This window comes from Micromonospora sp. WMMD975 (assembly GCF_029581215.1).
Taxonomy (GTDB): domain Bacteria; phylum Actinomycetota; class Actinomycetes; order Mycobacteriales; family Micromonosporaceae; genus Micromonospora.
The window spans coordinates 6,037,580-6,056,416 of record NZ_CP120739.1 but is presented as its reverse complement, the minus strand read 5'-3'; the positions used below and the strand labels follow the sequence as shown (position 1 = coordinate 6,056,416).

Below are 18,837 nucleotides of genomic sequence, written 5' to 3'. Positions count from 1 at the left end.
CATCTCCCCTTCCGTCCACATCCCTGGAGGACCACCCCATGTCCGTGTCGACCACCCTCACGCACGCACCCCTGCTCACCGCCACCGAGTTCATCGACCACGACTCCGAGGTCGTCCGCGACTTCGTCGCCCGGCACCTGCCCGACGCGCCGGAGGCCACTCCGACCGAGCGGGCGGTGGCCCTCTACTACGCCGTCCGCGACGGCATTCACTACGAGGTGTACGGGGCCGACCTGTCCCGCCACGGCCTCCGGGCCAGCTCCACGATCACCAGGGGCACCGGATTCTGCGTGCACAAGTCCATCGTTTACGCCGCCGCGCTGCGGGCGGTCGGCATCCCGAGCCGGATCTACTACGGCGACGTCCGCAACCACCTCGCCTCCCCGCAGCTCGAGGAGCTGATGGGCGGCAACATCTTCACCTTCCACAGTCTGACGACGGTGTACCTGGAGGGCCGGTGGGTCCGGGCCACCCCGGTCTTCAACCGGATGCTCTGCCGGCTCTATCGGATCAAACCGCTGGAGTTCGACGGGCTCACCGACTCGATGTACCACCCCTACGACGACGAGGGCCGCCGGCACATGGAGTTCCTCCGCGAGCACGGCGAGTTCGACGACGTCCCGTACGACATGGTCGTCGGCGGCATCCGCTCCGCCCACCCCAAGCTCTTCGCCAGCCGGTACGCCACCGCGCGCGGCTCGCTGGTGGCCGATGCGACGGTTCGGGGAGGTGCGTGATGGGCGGAACGGACGTGGCCACGGCCCCCGTGCACGCTGCCGCCCGGCGGGACACGGTCGACCTGGAGCTGGTCGTCCCGGCGTTCAACGAGGCCGCCCGGCTGCCGGCCACGCTCGCCGAGGTGACCGCCTTCCTGGCCGGTCAACACTGGCGGTCCCGGGTGGTGGTGGTGGACAACGGAAGCACCGATGACACCGCGACCGTCGTGAAGGCCGGCAACTGGGACGCCGAAGTGGTGGTGGTCGGGTGTTCCCGGCCGGGCAAGGGCGCGGCGGTCGGGCGCGGAATCGCCGGCAGCAGGGCGCGCTTCGTCGGCTTCATCGACGCCGACCTTTCCACTCCGGTGCCGACCCTGACCCGGGCGGTCGACGCGCTGGAGGCCGGCGCCGCGGCGGCCATCGCGTCCCGGCACGCTCCGGGGGCCGAGCTGGCCTGTCCGCAGCCGGTCGCCCGCAGGTTGGGCGGTTCGGTGTTCCGGGCGCTGGCGAGGCAGCTCGTGCCGGGTGTGCACGACACCCAGTGCGGGTTCAAGCTCTTCGACCGGCCGGCCGTGCAGCGGGCCCTGCGCCGCTGCCACCTCAGTGGCTTCGCGTTCGACGTGGAGCTGCTGCGACAGATCCGGCGGGCCGGCGGCCGGATCACCGAGGTTCCGGTCGTCTGGACCGACGACGAGCGCTCCACGTTCCGCCCGCTGCGGGACGGACGGGCAGCCTTCGCCGACCTGTTCCGCCTCTACCGGGCGGACCTGCTCGGCACGGCCGGGGCGGGTGCGCGGTGAACCCGCACCTGCCACACCCGGCGGACCGCCGGGTGCTGGTGTTCGGCGAACGCGACACGCACCAGCCCGGCGCCGCTGCCGCCGGGCGTTACCTGCACGAGGTCACCCGGCGCTGGGCGGCGGACGGCACCCAGGTCACCTGGGCCGCGCGCCGGCTGCCGGGCCGTCCCGAGCAGGAGACGATCGCCGGGGTACGGGTGCTGCGTGCCGCCCGACCGTTGAGCGCGGTGGCGCGTGCGGTGCGGGACGGGAACCGCTTCGACGTGGTCCTGGCCACCGGCGGGTCGATCGGCGCCCTGCCGCTGGTCGTCGGCCCTTCCGTACCCGTGGTCGAGGTGGTGGACCGGACCGACCGCCACACCGGCACCCGCCCGGGCCAGCTCCTGGCCGGCGCGGTGGGCCGGTGGAGCCGGACGGATCGGGTGACCGTGGCGCTGTCGCCGTCGGCCCGGCACGACCTGCGCCGGCGGCTCGGCCTCCGGGGGCCGATCTTCGTGGTGCCGCCCGGCGCCACGACGCCCGCTCCGGACGGCGTCACAGGACGCGCAACGGTCCCGACCGTCGTGGTCGAGGCCGACCTGGTCCCGCAGGAAGGGCTCAACGTCCTGCTCGACGCGCTGCCGGCCGTCGTGGCCGCGCTGCCGGACCTGCGGGTCGAGATCCTCGGCGACGGCCCGGACCTCGCGCGGCTGCGCCGGCAGGTGGAGGTCCTTCGGTTGGCCTCCGCGGTGACCCTGCACGGCCCGCTCGTACCGGAGCTCCGGGACCGGTGGTGGCGTCGCGCCTGGTTGACCGCCTGCACCGGGACGCGCGAGGGGCGCGGTTCCCGACTGCTCGACGCCGCCGCGTACGGGGTGCCGGGGGTGGCGCTGGCCGCTGCCGGCGCCCGGGACTTCGTGCGTCCGGGCCGCACCGGCGAGATCGTCAGCTCGGCCGACCGGCTGTCGGATGCGCTCGTCGGCCAACTCGTGTCGTTGGCCGACGACGAGGTCGCCAGCGGGTTCGCCGAAGCGTGCCGGGCCTGGGCCGCCCGGTTCACCTGGGACCGGACCGCCGCTCTGCTCGCCGGCGTGGTCGAGCACCAGATCCGGACGGCCCGATCCGGACCGACCCGCCGCCGGTCGGCCCGCCCGGACATCGCCACGCTTGTCAGATTTCCCGGGCGCGGGCCGGTGCCGGTCGGCGCGCTGCGCTCGACCGACGAGGTTGACGTGGCGGACGAGCAGGTCAACCTCCTGCTCAACGGATGCGACGAACTCGACGCCCTCGGGGTGCTGGATCGTCTCGGCGCGACCGGCGCCGAGCTGCGCCTCGCCGGCCACGACGAACTGCTGATCGGACCGCGTCCACTCCCGCCGATCCTGGCCGGACGCGCACCCCACCTCCCATTTGTGACGGACAGGAGCTGAGCCATGCAGACGACAGAGATCGAGTCGCGGCCACCGAGCCGACGGCTGAACATCGGCACGATCGCGGCCGTGGTGGTCGCAGCGTTCGCGCTGGCCCTGATCGCCGAGGCGATCTTCACCCGCGACCCGTACTGGGCGCTGCGGTGGACGGTGGACCTGAAGGTCTACCTGGCCAGCGGCGAGGCCGTGCGGCACGGCACCTCGCTCTACGACGTGGCGATCCAGAGCCCGCTGTACGGGCCGATGCCCTACCTCTACCCGCCACTGACCGCGATCCTCTTCTTCGTGCCGCTGTCCCTTTTGCCGATCGGCGTGGCGAGCCTGGTGTGGAACACGTTGTCGCTGATCGCCCTGGGTGCGGTCGCCTGGCTCTCGCTGGGCATCGCCGGAGTCCGCACCCCGCGTACCCGGGCCGCGCTGACCCTGGTCGTGCTCGTCCTGGCCACCTGGCTGCTGCCGGTGCGGATCCAGCTCATCGCCGGGCAGATCAACATGTTTCTCCTGCTGCTGGTGCTGCTTGACTTCCGCGGCCACACCGGTCGCTGGCGCGGGCTGGGCATCGGGATCGCGGCCGGGCTGAAGGTCACGCCGTTGATCTTCATCGCGTACCTCGTGGTGACCCGGCAGTGGCGGGCGGCGGCCACCGCGACGGCGGCCTTCCTCGGCACGGTTGCCCTCGGGTTCGTCCTGCTACCGGCGGACGCGGCGCGGTACTGGGGTGGTCTGGTCCTGCATTCGTCGCGGGCCGGCGGGGTGTGGGACACCCCGAACCAGTCGCTGTCCGGGGCCCTGGCCCGGGGGGTGTCGAGCACCCAGTTCGCGCACTGGTGGCTGGTGGTACTGGCGATCGTGGCGGTCCTCGGGCTGGCCGTGGCCCGCTACGCTCACCAGCACGGCTCGGACTTTCTGGGCTTCTCCGCCGCGGCCGTCACCGGGCTGCTGGTCTCGCCCGTGAGCTGGGAACACCACTGGGTGTACGTGATCCCGCTGCTGGTCTGGCTCGCGGTCCGGGCCTACCGGGACCGCTCCGCCGTGCTGGCCACGCTGACGGTCGTGCTGGCGGCGGTCTTCTCGATCCGGGTCTTCTCGCTGTTGGGCATCCAGGAGTCGCCGCCGGCGCCGATGGCGCTGGCGGGCTGGGAGCAGGTGATCGCCGCGCTGTTCCCGCTGACCGGCCTGCTGCTCCTCCTGGCCGGGCCGATCTGGCTCCATCGGACCAGTCGGGTGCCGGTGGCCGAGCCCGCCGAACGGGTGCTGCTCCGTGAACCCACAGGTGCCGTGGCCGCTTAGGCCGGCCCGCCGGTGCTGCGGGGGACGACGTGTCGGCGTCGTCCCCCGCAGCGTCGGCCTTGCGCTGGCCATGCCGGGCAAGCAGGGCAGCGGACACGCCGTCGGCCAGGCAAGGAGGGGCGCCGGTGTGCGCGGTGCCGCGCATCGCGGGAATGATCAGTCAGCTCTTGGTGGGGCGGTGCTGTCCCGGACGACCAGTTCGGTGGGGAGCAGCGTGTGTTCGGCGGCGATCGGACGGCCGGCGAGATGGTCCTGGATCGCGCGACTGAGCGCCGCCGCCGCGAGCCGCCCCTTGGCCTGCACGTTCTGACGGACGGTGGTCAGGGTGGGCCAGATCTGCACGGCGAGCGGGTTGTCGTCGAAGCCGACCACCGACAGCTCGCCGGGAACGTCGATGCCGAGTTCCTCGGCACATCGGAGCGCGCCGTAGGCGACCGCGTCGGAGAAACAGAGCAGCGCGGTGGGCCGGTCGGGCCGGTCCAGGAGCAGCCGGGCGCCCGCCTTCGCCTGCTCCAGGTCGGCGCCGCTCTGTCGAGCCATCAGGGGGTCGATGCCGGCCGCGTCGAGCGCGTCACGCCACCCGAGCATCCGCTGGGTGGAGGCGTGCCCTTCGGCGGTGAGGTCGGCGGCGGTGACCAGGCCGTGCGTGCCATGCAGGCCGGACAGGAGCAGCCCGATCCGCCGGTGCCCCAGGTCGATCAGGTGCTGGGCGGCGGCCCGGGCGCCTGAGCGGTCGTCCACGTTGACGGCGGGGATTCCCTCGACCGGCAGTTGGTCGACGTAGACCAGGGGCAGCTTGCGGCGGGTGAGGAACTGGACGGCCGTCGACGTGGGATCGCACGAGTAGACAAGTGCGCCGTCGATCGCCACGTCCCGCGCCGGAATGATCGCGCCGTCGTCGGACGACGTCAGCAAGGTGAGTGACAGCCCGGTCGGGCCGAGCTCTTCCGCGACCGCGCCGAGGAAGCTGGTGGCGACCAGGTCGGTGAAGGCGAAACGGAGCGAGGAGGTAAGCACGATGCCAACGGCGCCGGTGGTGCCCCGGGCCAGGGCGCGCGCCGCCGGATCGGGGCCGACGTAGCCCGCTTCCCGGGCGGCGGTGAGGATCCGCTCGCGCAGCGCCGCGGACAGTTGGTCGGGCTTGGAGAAGGCGTTCGACACGGTCATCCGACTCACGCCGACCCGGTCGGCGATCGTCTGCAGTGTCACCCGGGACGCCACGCCACCACCAGTCGTTCCAGCTGTGCCCGCCGTCAGGGTCGAGGGCGCCCTGACGGCGGATCGGTCTTCGGTCCGGCAGCCACCTGGGTCGGCGGAGGCCGATGCCTACCGGCTGGTATCAGGCTATCAAAGACCACGATCAGGCCAGCTTGACCGCTCTGGCGGCGCGAGCGAGACGCTTGGCGACGGCGGTACGGACGACCTTGGCGCGCTGCGGCTTCTCCACGTGCGGGACGACCGGGGCGTCGGGGCGGGCGCTGGCGAATTCGTAGTCGACAGCGTTGATGGCGGTGACGAAGGCGGCGGGCATCTCCATGGCGAACTCCTGACTCACCGAAGCTGTTTTCTATACCGGTACAGTAGCGAGGCTTTCTGTACCGGTCAAGAAGCAATCGGGCTGGGGTGGACGCTGCTGCTCGGCGCGGTGACCTCGCTGCCCGGCATCGCCACCACGATCATCGGTTCGGTGCGGCAGGACGCCGAGTTCGCCCTCGCCAACCCGATCGGGGGCATCGCGGTGCAGACGGTGTGGCTGGCAATCGCCGACCTGCTCTACCGCCGGTCCAACATCGAGCACGCGGCGGCTTCCCTGGAAAATGTCCTACAGGCGGTCGTCCTGGTGGCGTTGCTCTGCTTGCCCGTGGTGGCGTACGCGACGCCTGAACTCACCGTCTTCTGGGTGCACCCGGCGCGAGCCTGCTGATCCCCGTGATCTATCTGTACGGCCTGTCACTGCTCCGCAGGGAACCCATGTGGTTCGCGCGCCGTACCGCCGACACCCGTCAGGACGTGCCGGCCGCGACCCCGTCGGATGTGAGCCTCCGCCGACTGTGGTTGCGGCTGGCCGCGCTGGCCGCCGTGGTGGCCGCCACCGGCTACCTGATCGGCCAGGGCGGGCTCGGCGTGGTCGCCGCATCGGGTCTACCAAGCGGTTTCGTGGGCTTCACGCTCACCACGGCGATCACCTCGCTACCGGAGTTGATCGCCCTCATCGCGGCGATCCGCATCGGGGCGTTGACCCTCGGCATCGGCAACATCCTCCCGCGCCGCTCCTTAGCCTGATCGACCGTGCCAGGTCAGACGTTCGACCATCTGACGAGCAGGCCCAACAAGCTTGTACAATTTATTGTACGTAACGTTTGGGAGACAGCAGCATGCGCACCGTTCCCTACTCAGAAGTCCGGCAGAACCTGGCCAAGATGCTCGACCATGTCGTGGACGACGCCGAGGAGGTGGTGGTCACCCGCTCCGGTCGGGAGGCCGCGGTCATCATCTCGCTGCGCGAGTACGAGTCGTTGAAGGAGACGGCCTACCTGATGGCCAGCCCCGCCAACGCGCGCCGCCTGAATGAAGCCGTCGAAGAACTGCGTAACGGGGGTGGGGAGATGCACGACCTGATCGACCCCGACGCCAGTTCAGGCGAGGCGTCGGCAGCGTGAAGGTCCAGTTCGCCGGCCGAGGCTGGGAAGACTATCTGACCTGGCAACGAGATCGCCAGATGCTCAAAAGAGTGAACGCCTTGATCGAGGATGTCCGACGCAACGGCCACCAAGGCATCGGCAAACCAGAGCAGCTCCGCGGAAACTGGGCGGGATTCTGGTCGAGACGCATCGACCAGGAACACCGCCTTGTATACCGGATCATGGACGACACCGTGCAGATCGCGCAGTGCCGCTACCACTACGAATGAGGTAGAGGACCACTCCCTCCGCCGAGGGACACGGCCCTGCGGCGGCTGCGTGCCGTCGCCATGCGACTCGCCGTACGGCAACATCCCGGCCCGTCCAGCACCGTGCCGCCGTGGTCAGCCACAGTCCACGTCAAGAAGCCGAGCCAAGCGTCACGATGCGTCGCGGTCAACGGGTCCGCATGAAAGATCAACAAAGTGGGCCGCCTGGGACTCGAACCCAGAACCTAAGGATTAAAAGTCCTCAGCTCTGCCAATTGAGCTAACGGCCCGTCGGGCCATCAGGCTACCCGATCACTGGCCCCGGGGTTGAGGTCCGCCTCCGCTTCGGGGACGGCTGCGCGCCGGGTCGCGCCACGGCGCCGGGTGCGCGGACGACTGCGGTGGCCCACCGCCGCAACGATGGGCCACCGCCGGTCGACCTGTCGACTAGCTCGTGACGAGCCGGAACTGCTGGTTGGCCTGACCGTTGCAGTCGTAGATCTGGACCTGCTGCCCGTTTCCGGTACCCCAGACGTCGAGGCAGCGGCCGGACTGGACGCCCGTGATGGTGCCGTTGGAGTTGACGTTCCACTGCTGGTTGGCCTGACCGTTGCAGCTGTAGATCTGGACCGCCGAGCCGTTGCCGGAGCCGGCGGCGTCCAGGCAGCGGCTGCCGCCGTACACCGTCAGTTGCCTGCTGCCGGTGGAGGTCCACTGCTGGTTGCTCTGGCCGTGGCAGTCGTAGAGCTGCACCCGGGTGCCGTTGTTCTGCGAGGAGTTCGGCACGTCGATGCACCGGCCCGACTGGCTGCCGACGATCCGTCCGGCGCCGCCGGACGGCGGCGGCGTGGTCGGCGAGGTGGTCGGCGTCGCCGTCGGCGAGGTGGTCGGCGAGGTGGTCGGCCCGGGGCCGGCGGCGTTGAGGACGTTGAGGACCGAGTTGTACGCGGCCTTCTTGTTGCCGCCGCCGTCGAACAGCAGCGGGCTCTCGTTGGAGCGCCACGAGTCGCTGTCGCGGACACCCCAGACGGTGATGCCGATGCAGCGGGGCACGTTGATGCACGCCTGGGTGAGCCCGGCGTACTGGGAGGTGGAGGAGTTGGTGACGTCGACCTCGGTCAGCGCCACGTCCACGCCGAGGGCGGCGAAGCTGGACAACGTGGTCTGGAAGTTGCTCGGCAGCGAGCTACCACCGGTGAAGTGGGTCTGCAACCCCACGCAGTCGATCGGCACACCGCGGGACTTGAAGTCCTGGATCATCCGGTAGACGCCCTGCGTCTTGCCGTACGACCAGTTCTCGATGTTGTAGTCGTTGTAGCAGAGCTTGACCGACGGGTCGGCCGCCCGCGCGGTGCGGAACGCCACCTCGATCCAGTCGTTGCCGGTGCCCTGGAGGTTGGAGTTACGGCGGCTGCCGTCCTCGTTGAACGCCTCGTTGACCACGTCCCACGCGGCGAGCTTGCCCTTGTAGTGGCCCATCACACCGTTGATGTGATTGATCATCGCGTTGCGCAGCGTGCTGCCCTGCATGTTCTGCATCCAGCCCGGCTGCTGCGCGTGCCAGGCCAGCGTGTGCCCGCGGACCTTCAGGCCACGCTGGGTGGCCCAGTTGTAGATCTGGTCACCGGAGTTGAAGTTGAACTGATTCTGGTTCGGCTCCGTCGCGTCCGGCTTCATCTCGTTCTCAGCCGTGATCATGTTGAACTCACGCGCCGCGATCGTGCTGTACGTCGAGTCGTTCAACCTGCTCGCGGCAATGGCGGTGCCGAAGTACCGCCCCGACTGCGCGGCTGCCGCGCCCAGGGTGGAGGCCGCCTGGGCCGGACCGGGTACCAGCAGCCCGGCGCCGGCCAACGCCAGCGAGCCGGCGGCTGCGGCCACCGCCACGCGATAGCGACCACGCCTCAGTAGACGTTCCATGACACTCCTCTGCATATCGGACGGTGATGTGCAAGGTGGTGGCGGGCGTGGAGACCACGCCCCTACCGTCAGGTCCGAAACTTTTCGGAAAACTACCGGTAACTGCACGGAACATACTCGGCAGTCCGCGATCGGTCAATGTCGATGACTATCGGGCCTGGTCAACCGTTGGACGCGAGGATTCGGCAGGGGTGACCGAACGTTGTCGAACGTAACGAGCCGTTCACGCTGTCCATCCGGGACAGCGCTCGGTCGGCCGGAAACTTCCGGGACGATCGTCGAGGGGACCGAACGGCGTCAGCGGGCGTCGTACCGCTCGCGAGCGAGGTACACCTCGTCCATGTGCGCCTCCGCCCACACCTTGATGTGATAGGTCAGCCGGTGCAGCGACCGGCCCAGCTCGGTCAGCTCGTACGTGACGGTCACCGGCACGGTCGGCGTCACCGTGCGGGTGACCAGGCCGTCGCGTTCCAGGGAACGCAGCGTCTGGGTGAGCATCTTCTGGCTGACCCCGGCCAGCCGACGGGACAGCTCCGAGTAGCGCATCACCTGCGGGCCGACCTCGCCGTCCGGACCGTCGCGGCCGAGGGCGGCCAGGATCAGCGCCACCCACTTGTCCGAGATCCGGGCGAGCAACTGACGGCTGGGGCACGCGGCCAGGAACGCGTCGTACTCCACCCGCGCCCGGGCCCTCCTCTCGGTGGCCGTTCGCGTCGACATCGACCGCTCCTTCCCACCCGAGGGTGCCCTACGCACTTCGAAGTGCGTCCTTCCCGCTGGAGAGTTACCCCTCCATCGTGGTGTGGGAGAACCGTCAAGGACAAGGAGCACCAGACATGGGTACGCCCACCTTCCGCACCGCCGTCGTCCGCACCCCGGGCGGACCCGGCACCATCGAGGTCATCGACGTTCCGCTGCGCGAGCCGGGGCCCGGCGAGGTGCGGGTGGCGGTGGCCGCCGCCGCCGTCAACCCCGTCGATCTCGGTGTCGCCGGCGGCTTCTTCCACGGCCTGGGGATGATCAATCAACCGCACCACACCGGCCTGGGCTGGGACTTCGCCGGCACCGTCGTCGCCACCGGCACGGGCGTCGACCTGACCGCCGGCACCCGGGTCGCCGGCCTGGTGGTCGGGTTCGACCGCGACTACGGCACCTACGCCGAGCAACTCGTCGTGCCGGCCGCCGAGCTGGCCGTCGTACCCGACGGGCTGGACCTGGTGGCGGCGGCGACGGTGCCGCTGAACGGGCTGGCCGCGGCGCAGGTCGTCGACCTCCTCGGCGACGCGCCCGCCGGGGCCGACCGGCTGCTTGTCACCGGCGCGGCCGGCGCGGTCGGCGCGTACGTCCTCGTGCTCGCCGCGGACCGGGGCTGGCGGGTGACCGGCCTGGCCCGCGCGGAGGACGAGGAGTTCGTGCGGGGCCTCGGCGCCGGCTTCACCGCGACGGCCGAGTCGGGCTTCGACGCGGTGGCCGACGCCGCGAACCTTCAGGAGCAGGCGTTCGCCCTGGTCCGGGACGGCGGTGCGTTCGTCGGGGTCCGGCCGAACATCCGGCCGGCCCCGGCCCGCGGCGTCAGCGTCGCGGCCGTGGACACGCACGCGGACGGCCGGCAGCTGGCCGACCTGCTCGCCCGCACCGCGTCCGGCGAACTGCCGGCCCGGGTGCACGCCGTGCTGCCGCTGGACCGGGCGGCGGACGCCCACCGCGCGGTCGCCAAGGGCGGGGTACGCGGCCGTTACGTGCTCCGGCCCTGACCGGGGCCGCGCACCGCGCTCGTCGAAGGGCCGGACGGGGTCTCAGCCGAGCGCGGTGTGCTGCGGCGGAAACCGCAACTCCAGTTCCACCGTCTGCACCTCCTTCCGGCCGACCGTGATCGGCTCGGGCCGTCCGGTCCGGTAGCCCTGGGCGAAGTCGACGCCGCAGTTGCGCAGCAGCTCGATGGTCTCCTCGTCCTGGACGTACTCGGCGGCGACTCGGATGCCGAGCGTGTGGCACAGCTCGACAAGCGTCGACACGACCGCCTGACTCGCCGGGGACCGGCAGAGATCGACGATGAACGTCCCGTCGATCTTGACGAGGTCGACCGGGAGCTGTTTCAGATGGGTGAGCGTGCCGTATCCGGTGCCGAAGTCGTCGAGCGCCAGGTGGCATCCCAGTTCTCTGATCCCGGTGGCGAAGGCCATGGCCTCGTTCCGGTTCTCGATCAGGGCGGTCTCGGTGATCTCGAACGTCAGGCAGTCCGGCTTGACCCGGTGCCTGTCGATCGCGTCGGTCACGAAGGCGAGCAACCCGGGGTCGGCGAGCGACCGGCCGGAGATGTTGACCTGGTAGTGGGAGGTCTGGGCACCCCGGCCGATCAGTTCCAGGGCGTGGTCGACGACCCACTTGTCCACCGTGAGGATCTCACCGACCCGCTCGGCCATGTCGAGGAACGCCCACGGTGCGACCGGCTCACCGGTGTCGCTGCGCACGCGTAACAGGATCTCGTGCCGGGTGACCTGGTTGAGTTGGAGATCGACGATGGGCTGCGCGTAGAGCGCGAACCTGTTGGCCGAGACGACGCGATGGATCCGGGACCGGCATCGCTCCGTCCGCTCCCGTTCCTCCACCGGCCGGTCGAGGACGGTGACGGCGGTGCCGTTCCGGCGCGCGTCGCGGGCGGCGTTCTCCCCATCGATGAGCAGGTCGAAGCCGGTGGCGGGCACGCCGCTGCCGAAGTGCACCACACCGGCCGAGATGGTGAACCGCAACGGCTTCTGCCGCACGCTGAACAGGTGGTTCCGGAACGTTTCGACGATCCTGGCCGCCAGGCTCTCCGCGGTCTCCGGGTGGTCGTCGGCCGGGGTGAGGAGCACCCCCCACGAGCCGGAGCCCACCAGCCCACCTGTCACCTTCGCCCCGACGACCGCGCGGAGGACCCGGGCGACCTCCGCCGTCACCCGGTCGCGGTCCTCGTCGGTGAGCGCGTCGGGCAGCCGGGTGGCGGGCTCGGTCGCCACCACGACGAGCGCCCCGCCGGTGCTGCGCCGCGCCCGGTCCACCTCGTCGATCACGTACGCGCGGGTCGGCAACCCGGTCAGGACGTCCGGTACGGCCAGGTCGGTGCTGAGCATCCGGCTGCGCACGGCGAGCCGGTGACGCTCCTGCCGGGCCAGTTCGAACGCGGTGACGTCCTCCCCGGTCGCGATGATCCCCGACGGGCCGTCCTCGGCGGTGAGTATTTCGAGGTGGCAGTGCACGTGGCGGATCCGGCCCCCCGGTTGGACCACCCGGAAGCGGACCTCGTCGGGACGGTGCCGCTCCCACGCGGCCCGGACAGCCGCGCGGACCCGTTCGGCGTCGCCCGGATGGACGAGGTCGAGGACGGTCTCGGGCGTGAGGCGCCGCGTTCCCGGCGCGTGCCCGAAGATCATCGCCATCTCGTCCGACCAGAAGAGCCGGCCGAGGCACCCGGGTCCGCCGGCCATCCAGGTGAGCGTGCCCTGCTTCGACAACTGGGCGGCGCGGGCCACCCGGGTCGCCTCATCGACCTTCCAGGTCACCGGGTCGACCAGGTCGGTGTCGACCATGATCTCGTAGCCCTCGGCGAGCGAGAGGTCGTACCGGCTCTGCACGGTGCGCGCGACGCGGCGGGCGCGGGCCAGTTCCAGCGGGCTGGGCCTGGTCTCGGCCAACGCCAGCAGGTCATCGAGATCCACGGCTGCCCCCCTGACGCCGCCGGCCGGGCGAACGGGTGAAGCCGGCCTCCTCGGCCAGCTCACCGAGACCTCGCTTGGCAGCGGCCTTGTAACAGCGGACGCTGTTCTCGGTCAGCCCGAGGATGCGGGCGATCTCCTGGTTGGAGAAGCCCTCCCGGGACATCTGGAACACCTCGGCGTGCCGGGCCGGAAGCTGACGCAGCCAGGCCCGCAACGTCTCCTGCGCCTCCCACACGTCCGCGATGTCGGAGTGCGGCGCCGGCGGCAGGTCCTCCGGCGCCACCGCGGCCTCCCGCTGACGCCGGTCCCGGTCCTTCAGCAGGTTGAACCGGGCGGTACGCACGATCCAGCCGATCGGCCGCACGTGGTCCCGGAGTTCGGGCCACTTGACCCGCCCGTGCAGGTACGCCTCGTGCAGCGCGTCCGCCACCACCTCGCGGTCCCACCACACGGACCGGAGAATCCGCTCCACGGTGTGGTAGGAGCCCTCGACGAAGGTGGCGAACTCCCGGTCGTGGTCGGCCTTCACACGGAGGGCCTCCGCCCTGCGCGCGTCCTCGTCGTCGGCCGGCGTCCGGGCGGCGGTGCCCTGGATGTCGCTCACGCCGCCTCCCTGGTGATCCCGGACTTCGGCATGTCACGGATGCCCAGTTCCACCTCGCGATGACCGTCGCGATCACGCTCCACGATCCGCACCACGTCGTGGTCGGCCTCGGTGAGCCGGATCAGCCAGGTCACCCGGGCTGTCGTACGTGTCGTGGCCTCGCGTTCGGCGTGTATCCGCGCCCGGTATGCCACGCAGGCCCGCACCAGGCCCCCCACCACTCCGGCGACGGCTACGGCCACGGCCATCACCTGATAGCCGGTGAGCGGTTCCGCCAGTGCTTCGTTCATCGTTCCCCCTTGGCCCCTTCGGTTCGCCAATTACTATCCGTGGCAGGGCGGCAATGTAGACAGCTCATCGTCCACAATGTTCGGGGAGATCGACGATCAGTGTCTTGACCTCGACACAAATCAGAAAGTCATGCTGGCGGGACCCTGCGCGAGCACCTCGTCGCTGGTAACCCTCAGTGACACCCGCTTCACTGTGGACCACGCGCTCGGTCCAGCACCTCCTCGACGGTGAGCGGGCTGCGCGGATGGTGCGTCAGCGACAGCGGCGTCCGGATCTTCCGCGGCGGCGCGCCCTCGGCGGCGAGATAGAACTCGCCCACGGTCAGCCGGGAGATGTCCGGCACGTCGCCACCCTTGGCCCGCGCCATCTCGCGCGCCGCCTCGATCTGAATCGGGCTGTTCATCAGGCCGTACAACTGGGTGGCCGCGTTGCCGGGGATGCGGTTGTGCAGCCCCTTCGGCGCCTGCGTCGCGAAGACCAACCCGAGCCCGTACTTCCGGGCCTGGGCCGCGAGCGCCAGCGTGCTCTGGGTGCACGCGGTCATCGCCCCGGACGGGGCGAACGTCTGCGCCTCATCCATGATCAGCAACCCCAGCAGCGGCCGGTCACCGGCCGGGTTCTTCTTGATCCAGGCGAAGAGCGCCATCTGAAGCTGGTTGACGAAGCTCTGGCGTACGTCGTCCGACGGCAACCCCACCAGGCTGACGACCGACACCCGGGCCCGCTTGCCCGTGGCGGGGGTGAGCAGCACACCGGGGTCCATCGGCGTGCCCTCGCCACCGAAGAGCGGGTCGTTCACCATGGCGGCGGTGAGCGTCTGGGCCAGGCTGAGGCCGATCTTCTCGGCGTCCTCCAGGTCGATGATCCCGTCCGGCAGGTCGGCCAGGGTGTCGACGAGGCCCTTCAGCCGGGAGCCGCCGCGCCGGCCGTAGTGCTCGACGGCCTTGCGCAGCACCGCCAGGCCCAGGTGCGCCCGGGTGGCCCGGCCGGTGACCATGGCGCGTGGCGCCAGTGCCGCGACAGCCGCCTCGACCGCCTCGCCGAACTCGTCCGGGTCGTCCCGCACGCTCGTGAAGTCGGGCAGCGGCTGGAAGCTCAGCGGGCGACCCGAGCTGCGGCGCGGCGTCCAGATCACCACATCGGTGTGCGCCAGGTAGTCCGCAGCCCGGTCCGCGTCGCCCGGCCGCCACCCCGGGGGCGGCTCGGGCCACGCCTCGCCGAGACGGGCCAGGTCGTTGTTGGGGTCGAGCACGATGGCGGAGACCCCGGCGAGGGCGCACTCCTCGACGATGCGGCGGATCAGCACGGTCTTACCCGAGCCCGAGCCGGCGAAGATCGTGGTGTGCTTCCGCAGCGCCTCCAGAGCCAGCGGAACCGGCGCGCCGTCGTCGTACCCGTGCCCGACGACGAACGACGGCTCGGCCGCAGACGCGGACCTGGCCGCAGACGCGGGCCCGGTCGCGGGCCTGGTTGCGGGCTCGGACGCCGGCCCGGTCGCGGGCTCGGACGCCAGCCTGGTTGCGGGCTCGGACGCCGGAGCCGTTCCGGCGGGCGGCGCGGGCAGCGGTGAGGGCGGCCCGCCGTCCGCCGTCCAGCGGTCCACGTCCGCCAGCGCGTGCCTGAGGAACGTCAGCTCCCGGGTCGGCCGGCGGTCGACAAGCCAGCCCTGAAGGTCCATGGTGGCCTCCGCGAGCATGACCCGCAGCGCCGAGAGGACGCGCAGGTCCGCCTCGTCCAGGCCGATGGTCTGCCCGCCCGCCTCGGTGAACGCGCCGACCGCCTTCCGGGTGGCAGCGCTGGCCGACCACTCGCGGTTGCGCAACAGGAACAGCCTGCGTTTGGCCATGCCGGTGTCGAGGGCCGACGCCACGCTCGCCTTGCGCAGCCGGGCCAGCGCCGCGTTGCCGTGGTGGTCGTCGCTTATCGCCCGGAAGCACCAGTGCACCTGGTCTTCGGTGCGTTCGTCGAGCGTCAGGCGCAGCCGGGCGTGCAGCGGCGGATCGGTGCTCGGCGGCGGGTCGACGCTGAACGCCTCACCGGCGTCGCCGCGTTCCAGGATCCAGGCGGTGAGCCCGGCGGCGAGCAGCGCCGGCATCACCGCGTCCTCGGACGCCCGCTCCTGTGGCGCGCGGACGTCGGCGGCGGCTTTCAGTTCGGCGAAGCGGGCGTCGTAGCGGTCTATTTCCGCACCGCCGGCGGTGACGGGAGCGGGCCGGGGTGCCCGCGGCTCCGCCGTGGGCGGCTCGCCGAGGCTTGTCATCTCCCGCACCTCGTCGGCGGCGAGGCAGGCCCGGATGTGCCCGTCGATCTCGATCAGGAGCTGGCGCGGGGTGAACGCCCCCGCCTCGGCGAAGGCGCGCGGGGACACCGGCCAAGAGGGGTACGGCGGGGCGAATCCGACGTCCCGGTAGCGGAGGTCGAACCGCTTCTCGATGATCGCCCGCGCGAGGTCGGCGTCGTCGATCCGGCGCAGCGGCGGCGTCTCCCGGAACCGGTCGGCCACCGTGTCGGCGGCGGTGGACCGGATGATCGTCCACGAGTTCGGGATGCAGGCGAGGACGGTGAGCGTGCGTCGCGTCGTCTGCCGCAGCGACATCAGGCCGTCCGCCATCCGCGCCAGCATCAGCGCCTGCTCCGGGCTCATCGCGGCGGCGCCCACGAGCGACGGGTCGCTCTGGATCGCCAACTGGGCGATCAACGTGTCGATCTGGTCGATCGCCACGACCGACGGCCCGGTGAGCGCCAGCAACCAGGACAGGTCCTGCACGATCTGCTGGGCCGGGCGGGGCCTCCGGCGCATCCCCCACACCGCGCGTTCGCCCGCGACGACCTCCTCGCCGGAGAGGAAGTAGTTCTCCGCCAGGTCGCGGTGGGAGATGTCCTCGGAGGCGCTCAAGGCGAGCGCCCGCGCGGTCTCCTGGCAGGTCCGGGCCGCGTGCCTGTCGAAGTCGCCAAGCCCGTCCAGGAACGCGTCGAGCGCCGCGCGGGTCAGCTCGGTGTCGCCCATCACCGCCCGGCGTGCCGTCCGGGGCGCGCCCACAAGCGCCGACAACCGCCGCAGCAGCAACTTGAGCTGGGTTTCCGGGCTGCCGGGCACCGGCCGGGCCAGGCCGTCGAGCATCGCGGCCAGCACACTGTCCCAGAAGTTCTCCGCGTCGAGCAGGCCGACCAGGAAGAAGTAGCCGCCCCGTTCCTGCACCTGCTGGCGGATCACGCCAAGCAGGTGCGTCTTGCCGGACCCCCGCTGGCCCTGGACGACCAGGCCGAGCGGGCTGCCCTGCGGGTTCGCCTCGGCCTCCGCCACGCCGGCGAGCACGTCCCGGACGGCCGGGACGTGCAACCCGTCGACGTGGAAGGGCAGCGGGCGCCACACGTCGTCGGGGACCGGCGCCCAGTCGAACCGCAGGGCCGCCAGCGCGGTTCGTTCCGCCTCGTTCATTCCCCGCCGATCGCCAGCAGGTGGTTCTCCTGCCCGCCGAGGCGCAGCGCCGCCCGGATGTCCGCCTCGGTGAGCGTCTTCTGATTCGACTCCGGCGCGATCGTCACGCCGGGCTCCCGGCTGAGCCGGCGCAACGCCTCGTCCAAGTCGTCACGCGGCACGTCGGCGAAGAACGGCCGGAGCCGGCGCAGGCTCACCCAGGCGCCCGGCTCGTCGGCGAGCGCCCGACAGGCACTGACGACGCGCGCGGTCAGCGCCCCGGCCGGGTCGGCCGGCACCGGGGCCGACGCCCGCACGTCGGTCAGGGCGAACAGCTCGGCGAGCGTGGCGCAGCCACTGCGCGCCAGCACCCGATCCCGCAGGTTGGTCTGGAGGGCGGTAAGCGCCGCGCCGAGCGCGGACGCGCCGCGCAGCGCGAAGTCGAGGTCACCCTGCATCCGCACCCAGCCCTTGTCGTCGAGCTGGAGGGCGTACGTCGACCCGCTCTTGCGGCTCGCGACGTAGTGCAGGCGGGTGAGCTTGTCCCGCTGCGGCTTGCGTACGTCCAGGTGGTAGCGGTCGCGCAGCTCGGTGTTCAACACCTCCCGCGCCTCGGCCATGAGCACGACGAGGATCGCGCTCTCGGATGCCGTCAGGTCATCGCCGGCCATGCTGCCGTCCTTCCGCAATGTCCCGGCGACGGGCCCGCAGATACGTACCGATCTGCTGGACCACGGCGCCGACGTCGTGATTTACCCGGGCGTTGGTGAAGCGCAGGACGGCGTAGCCGGCCAGTTGCAGGTGCACGTCGCGCTGCCGGTCGGCCTCGAAGTGGACCGGCCGGCAGTGCTCCGGTCCGTCGATCTCGACCACGCACCGCTCGTCGGGCCACAGGAGATCGAGCCGGATCGGCGCGGCCAGCCGGTGGGACCGCCAGCTCTGGTTCCACCGCCGCCCGGCCGCCCAGCTCTCGGCGGCGAGCGCCGCCTCCAGCCGCTTCTCCGCGTCGCTTGCCGGATGCGGCCGACCCACCACCGCCTCGTGGTCGTCCGGCGAGTCGGGCGGTGCGGCGGCGGGCGGCGCGGCGGCGGGCGGCGCGACCCGGAACTCCGGCAGCCCGTCCAGCCCGGCCGCGCCGGTGCCGAGCAACCAGACCGCCGGGCCGCGGTGCTGCACGAGCCAGCCGGCGCCAGCCGCGACCACCGCGCCATCGCCGCCCGCCGGTTCGACGAGCAGCACCACCCGCCGCCGCCCGAACGCGGCGGCGACGAGGCGCGCCAGCGCGGTGGCCCGGGTACGCGCCGGAAGCGGCGTAGTGGTGGGACGCCGGCCGGTCACCGCGAAGACTGCGAGGTCCGGCAGGAAGGATCCGGGAAAGCGCTCGCGGCGTGCCCGTGCGGTGGCCGCGACCCGGATCGCCGCGAGCCCGGCCGTGTCCGGACGCACGCCGTCCGCGACCTCGGGCAGCCACGCCGGCAGCAGCTCGACGGCGACCTGTTCGAGCCGGTCCAGCGCGGCGTGCACGACATCCGCCGGCATCGCGTGCCGGGTGGCCGGGCGGTGGACCACGGCGGCCAGGTCCGGATGGTCGCGGGCGACAAGCATCGCCAGGGCGTCGGTGTCCGCGGCGGGCAGGGCGACGACGCGATCGGACGGTACGTCGGTGAGGCTCCGGTTCGACAGCAGCGCGAACCCCTCCCACCGTCGACCCGAAACGTGCCGCACCAGACTACGAATCAGTTTCCGGCAGCACCAGACCGCGTGCGGGCGGCGGGAGTTGACTCTGGGTGCGTTTGTGGTT

19 protein-coding genes and 1 tRNA gene are annotated in these 18,837 nt (G+C 71.5%); 9 read left to right on the top strand and 11 right to left on the bottom strand.

Annotated features, from left to right (window positions below; all coding sequences use genetic code 11):
- The first annotated feature begins 38 nt into the window (after window positions 1-38).
- From O7613_RS27145 to O7613_RS27130, 4 genes are read left to right on the top strand one after another with little or no spacing between them, the layout of a single operon-like run.
- Window positions 39-737, top strand: coding sequence for a transglutaminase-like domain-containing protein (locus tag O7613_RS27145; protein ID WP_281585562.1), 699 nt, complete (start codon window positions 39-41; stop codon window positions 735-737).
- Window positions 737-1,516: a glycosyltransferase gene (locus tag O7613_RS27140; RefSeq protein ID WP_281585563.1), complete on the top strand. Its 780-nt coding sequence runs from the start codon at window positions 737-739 to the stop codon at window positions 1,514-1,516. The genes O7613_RS27145 and O7613_RS27140 overlap by 1 nt, the downstream gene beginning before the upstream one ends.
- Window positions 1,513-2,925 carry a glycosyltransferase family 4 protein gene (locus tag O7613_RS27135; protein WP_282290730.1) on the top strand — a complete coding sequence of 471 codons (1,413 nt, stop codon included), beginning with the start codon at window positions 1,513-1,515 and terminating at the stop codon, window positions 2,923-2,925. Before O7613_RS27140 ends, O7613_RS27135 begins: the two co-directional genes overlap by 4 nt.
- A gap of 3 nt (window positions 2,926-2,928) precedes the next feature.
- Window positions 2,929-4,215 (top strand): glycosyltransferase 87 family protein, encoded by a 1,287-nt coding sequence (locus O7613_RS27130; protein ID WP_282290728.1) that lies wholly within the window; start codon window positions 2,929-2,931, stop codon window positions 4,213-4,215.
- A 156-nt stretch (window positions 4,216-4,371) separates the two neighbouring features.
- Here O7613_RS27130 and O7613_RS27125 read toward each other — a convergent pair whose 3' ends face one another.
- Window positions 4,372-5,424: a LacI family DNA-binding transcriptional regulator gene (locus O7613_RS27125; protein WP_282290726.1), complete on the bottom strand. Its 1,053-nt coding sequence runs from the start codon at window positions 5,422-5,424 to the stop codon at window positions 4,372-4,374.
- A gap of 151 nt (window positions 5,425-5,575) precedes the next feature.
- Complete coding sequence (locus O7613_RS27120) at window positions 5,576-5,752, bottom strand: hypothetical protein (RefSeq protein ID WP_282290724.1); 177 nt, start codon at window positions 5,750-5,752, stop codon at window positions 5,576-5,578.
- Between the two features lie 108 nt (window positions 5,753-5,860).
- Between O7613_RS27120 and O7613_RS27115 the strand changes: the two genes are divergently transcribed.
- The 4 genes from O7613_RS27115 (at window position 5,861) to O7613_RS27100 (ending at window position 7,126) form a co-directional block, all read left to right on the top strand.
- Window positions 5,861-6,139: a hypothetical protein gene (locus tag O7613_RS27115; RefSeq protein WP_282290722.1), complete on the top strand. Its 279-nt coding sequence runs from the start codon at window positions 5,861-5,863 to the stop codon at window positions 6,137-6,139.
- A 5-nt stretch (window positions 6,140-6,144) separates the two neighbouring features.
- Complete coding sequence (locus tag O7613_RS27110) at window positions 6,145-6,498, top strand: hypothetical protein (protein ID WP_282290720.1); 354 nt, start codon at window positions 6,145-6,147, stop codon at window positions 6,496-6,498.
- A 92-nt stretch (window positions 6,499-6,590) separates the two neighbouring features.
- The gene (locus O7613_RS27105; RefSeq protein ID WP_018787151.1) at window positions 6,591-6,875 is read left to right on the top strand and encodes a type II toxin-antitoxin system prevent-host-death family antitoxin; all 285 of its coding nucleotides are present in this window, start codon (window positions 6,591-6,593) and stop codon (window positions 6,873-6,875) included.
- Window positions 6,872-7,126, top strand: a complete 255-nt coding sequence (locus O7613_RS27100; RefSeq protein ID WP_282290718.1) for a Txe/YoeB family addiction module toxin — start codon at window positions 6,872-6,874, stop codon at window positions 7,124-7,126. Before O7613_RS27105 ends, O7613_RS27100 begins: the two co-directional genes overlap by 4 nt.
- A gap of 196 nt (window positions 7,127-7,322) precedes the next feature.
- Here the strand turns inward: O7613_RS27100 and O7613_RS27095 are convergent.
- The 3 genes from O7613_RS27095 to O7613_RS27085 all read right to left on the bottom strand — a co-directional run bounded on the left by O7613_RS27095 (window position 7,323) and on the right by O7613_RS27085 (window position 9,745).
- Window positions 7,323-7,395, bottom strand: a tRNA-Lys gene (locus tag O7613_RS27095).
- Between the two features lie 157 nt (window positions 7,396-7,552).
- Complete coding sequence (locus tag O7613_RS27090; protein WP_282290716.1) at window positions 7,553-9,025, bottom strand: endo-1,4-beta-xylanase; 1,473 nt, start codon at window positions 9,023-9,025, stop codon at window positions 7,553-7,555.
- 297 nt (window positions 9,026-9,322) lie between these two features.
- Window positions 9,323-9,745 (bottom strand): helix-turn-helix domain-containing protein, encoded by a 423-nt coding sequence (locus O7613_RS27085; RefSeq protein ID WP_281585572.1) that lies wholly within the window; start codon window positions 9,743-9,745, stop codon window positions 9,323-9,325.
- A 116-nt stretch (window positions 9,746-9,861) separates the two neighbouring features.
- Between O7613_RS27085 and O7613_RS27080 the strand changes: the two genes are divergently transcribed.
- Window positions 9,862-10,779 carry an NADP-dependent oxidoreductase gene (locus O7613_RS27080; protein WP_282290714.1) on the top strand — a complete coding sequence of 306 codons (918 nt, stop codon included), beginning with the start codon at window positions 9,862-9,864 and terminating at the stop codon, window positions 10,777-10,779.
- Window positions 10,780-10,821: 42 nt separating this feature from the next.
- Here O7613_RS27080 and O7613_RS27075 read toward each other — a convergent pair whose 3' ends face one another.
- The 6 genes from O7613_RS27075 to O7613_RS27050 form a co-directional block, all read right to left on the bottom strand.
- Window positions 10,822-12,723, bottom strand: coding sequence for a GGDEF domain-containing phosphodiesterase (locus tag O7613_RS27075; protein ID WP_281585574.1), 1,902 nt, complete (start codon window positions 12,721-12,723; stop codon window positions 10,822-10,824).
- Window positions 12,710-13,327: a sigma-70 family RNA polymerase sigma factor gene (locus O7613_RS27070; protein ID WP_281585575.1), complete on the bottom strand. Its 618-nt coding sequence runs from the start codon at window positions 13,325-13,327 to the stop codon at window positions 12,710-12,712. Before O7613_RS27070 ends, O7613_RS27075 begins: the two co-directional genes overlap by 14 nt.
- On the bottom strand, window positions 13,324-13,617 hold the full coding sequence (locus O7613_RS27065; protein ID WP_282290711.1) for a hypothetical protein: 294 nt from the start codon (window positions 13,615-13,617) through the stop codon (window positions 13,324-13,326). Before O7613_RS27065 ends, O7613_RS27070 begins: the two co-directional genes overlap by 4 nt.
- 188 nt (window positions 13,618-13,805) lie before the next feature.
- The gene (locus tag O7613_RS27060) at window positions 13,806-17,057 is read right to left on the bottom strand and encodes a DUF87 domain-containing protein (RefSeq protein ID WP_282290709.1); all 3,252 of its coding nucleotides are present in this window, start codon (window positions 17,055-17,057) and stop codon (window positions 13,806-13,808) included.
- Window positions 17,054-17,707: a hypothetical protein gene (locus tag O7613_RS27055; RefSeq protein WP_282290707.1), complete on the bottom strand. Its 654-nt coding sequence runs from the start codon at window positions 17,705-17,707 to the stop codon at window positions 17,054-17,056. The genes O7613_RS27060 and O7613_RS27055 overlap by 4 nt, the downstream gene beginning before the upstream one ends.
- Window positions 17,694-18,761, bottom strand: a complete 1,068-nt coding sequence (locus O7613_RS27050; RefSeq protein ID WP_282290705.1) for a DUF559 domain-containing protein — start codon at window positions 18,759-18,761, stop codon at window positions 17,694-17,696. Before O7613_RS27050 ends, O7613_RS27055 begins: the two co-directional genes overlap by 14 nt.
- Between the last annotated feature and the right edge of the window lie 76 nt (window positions 18,762-18,837).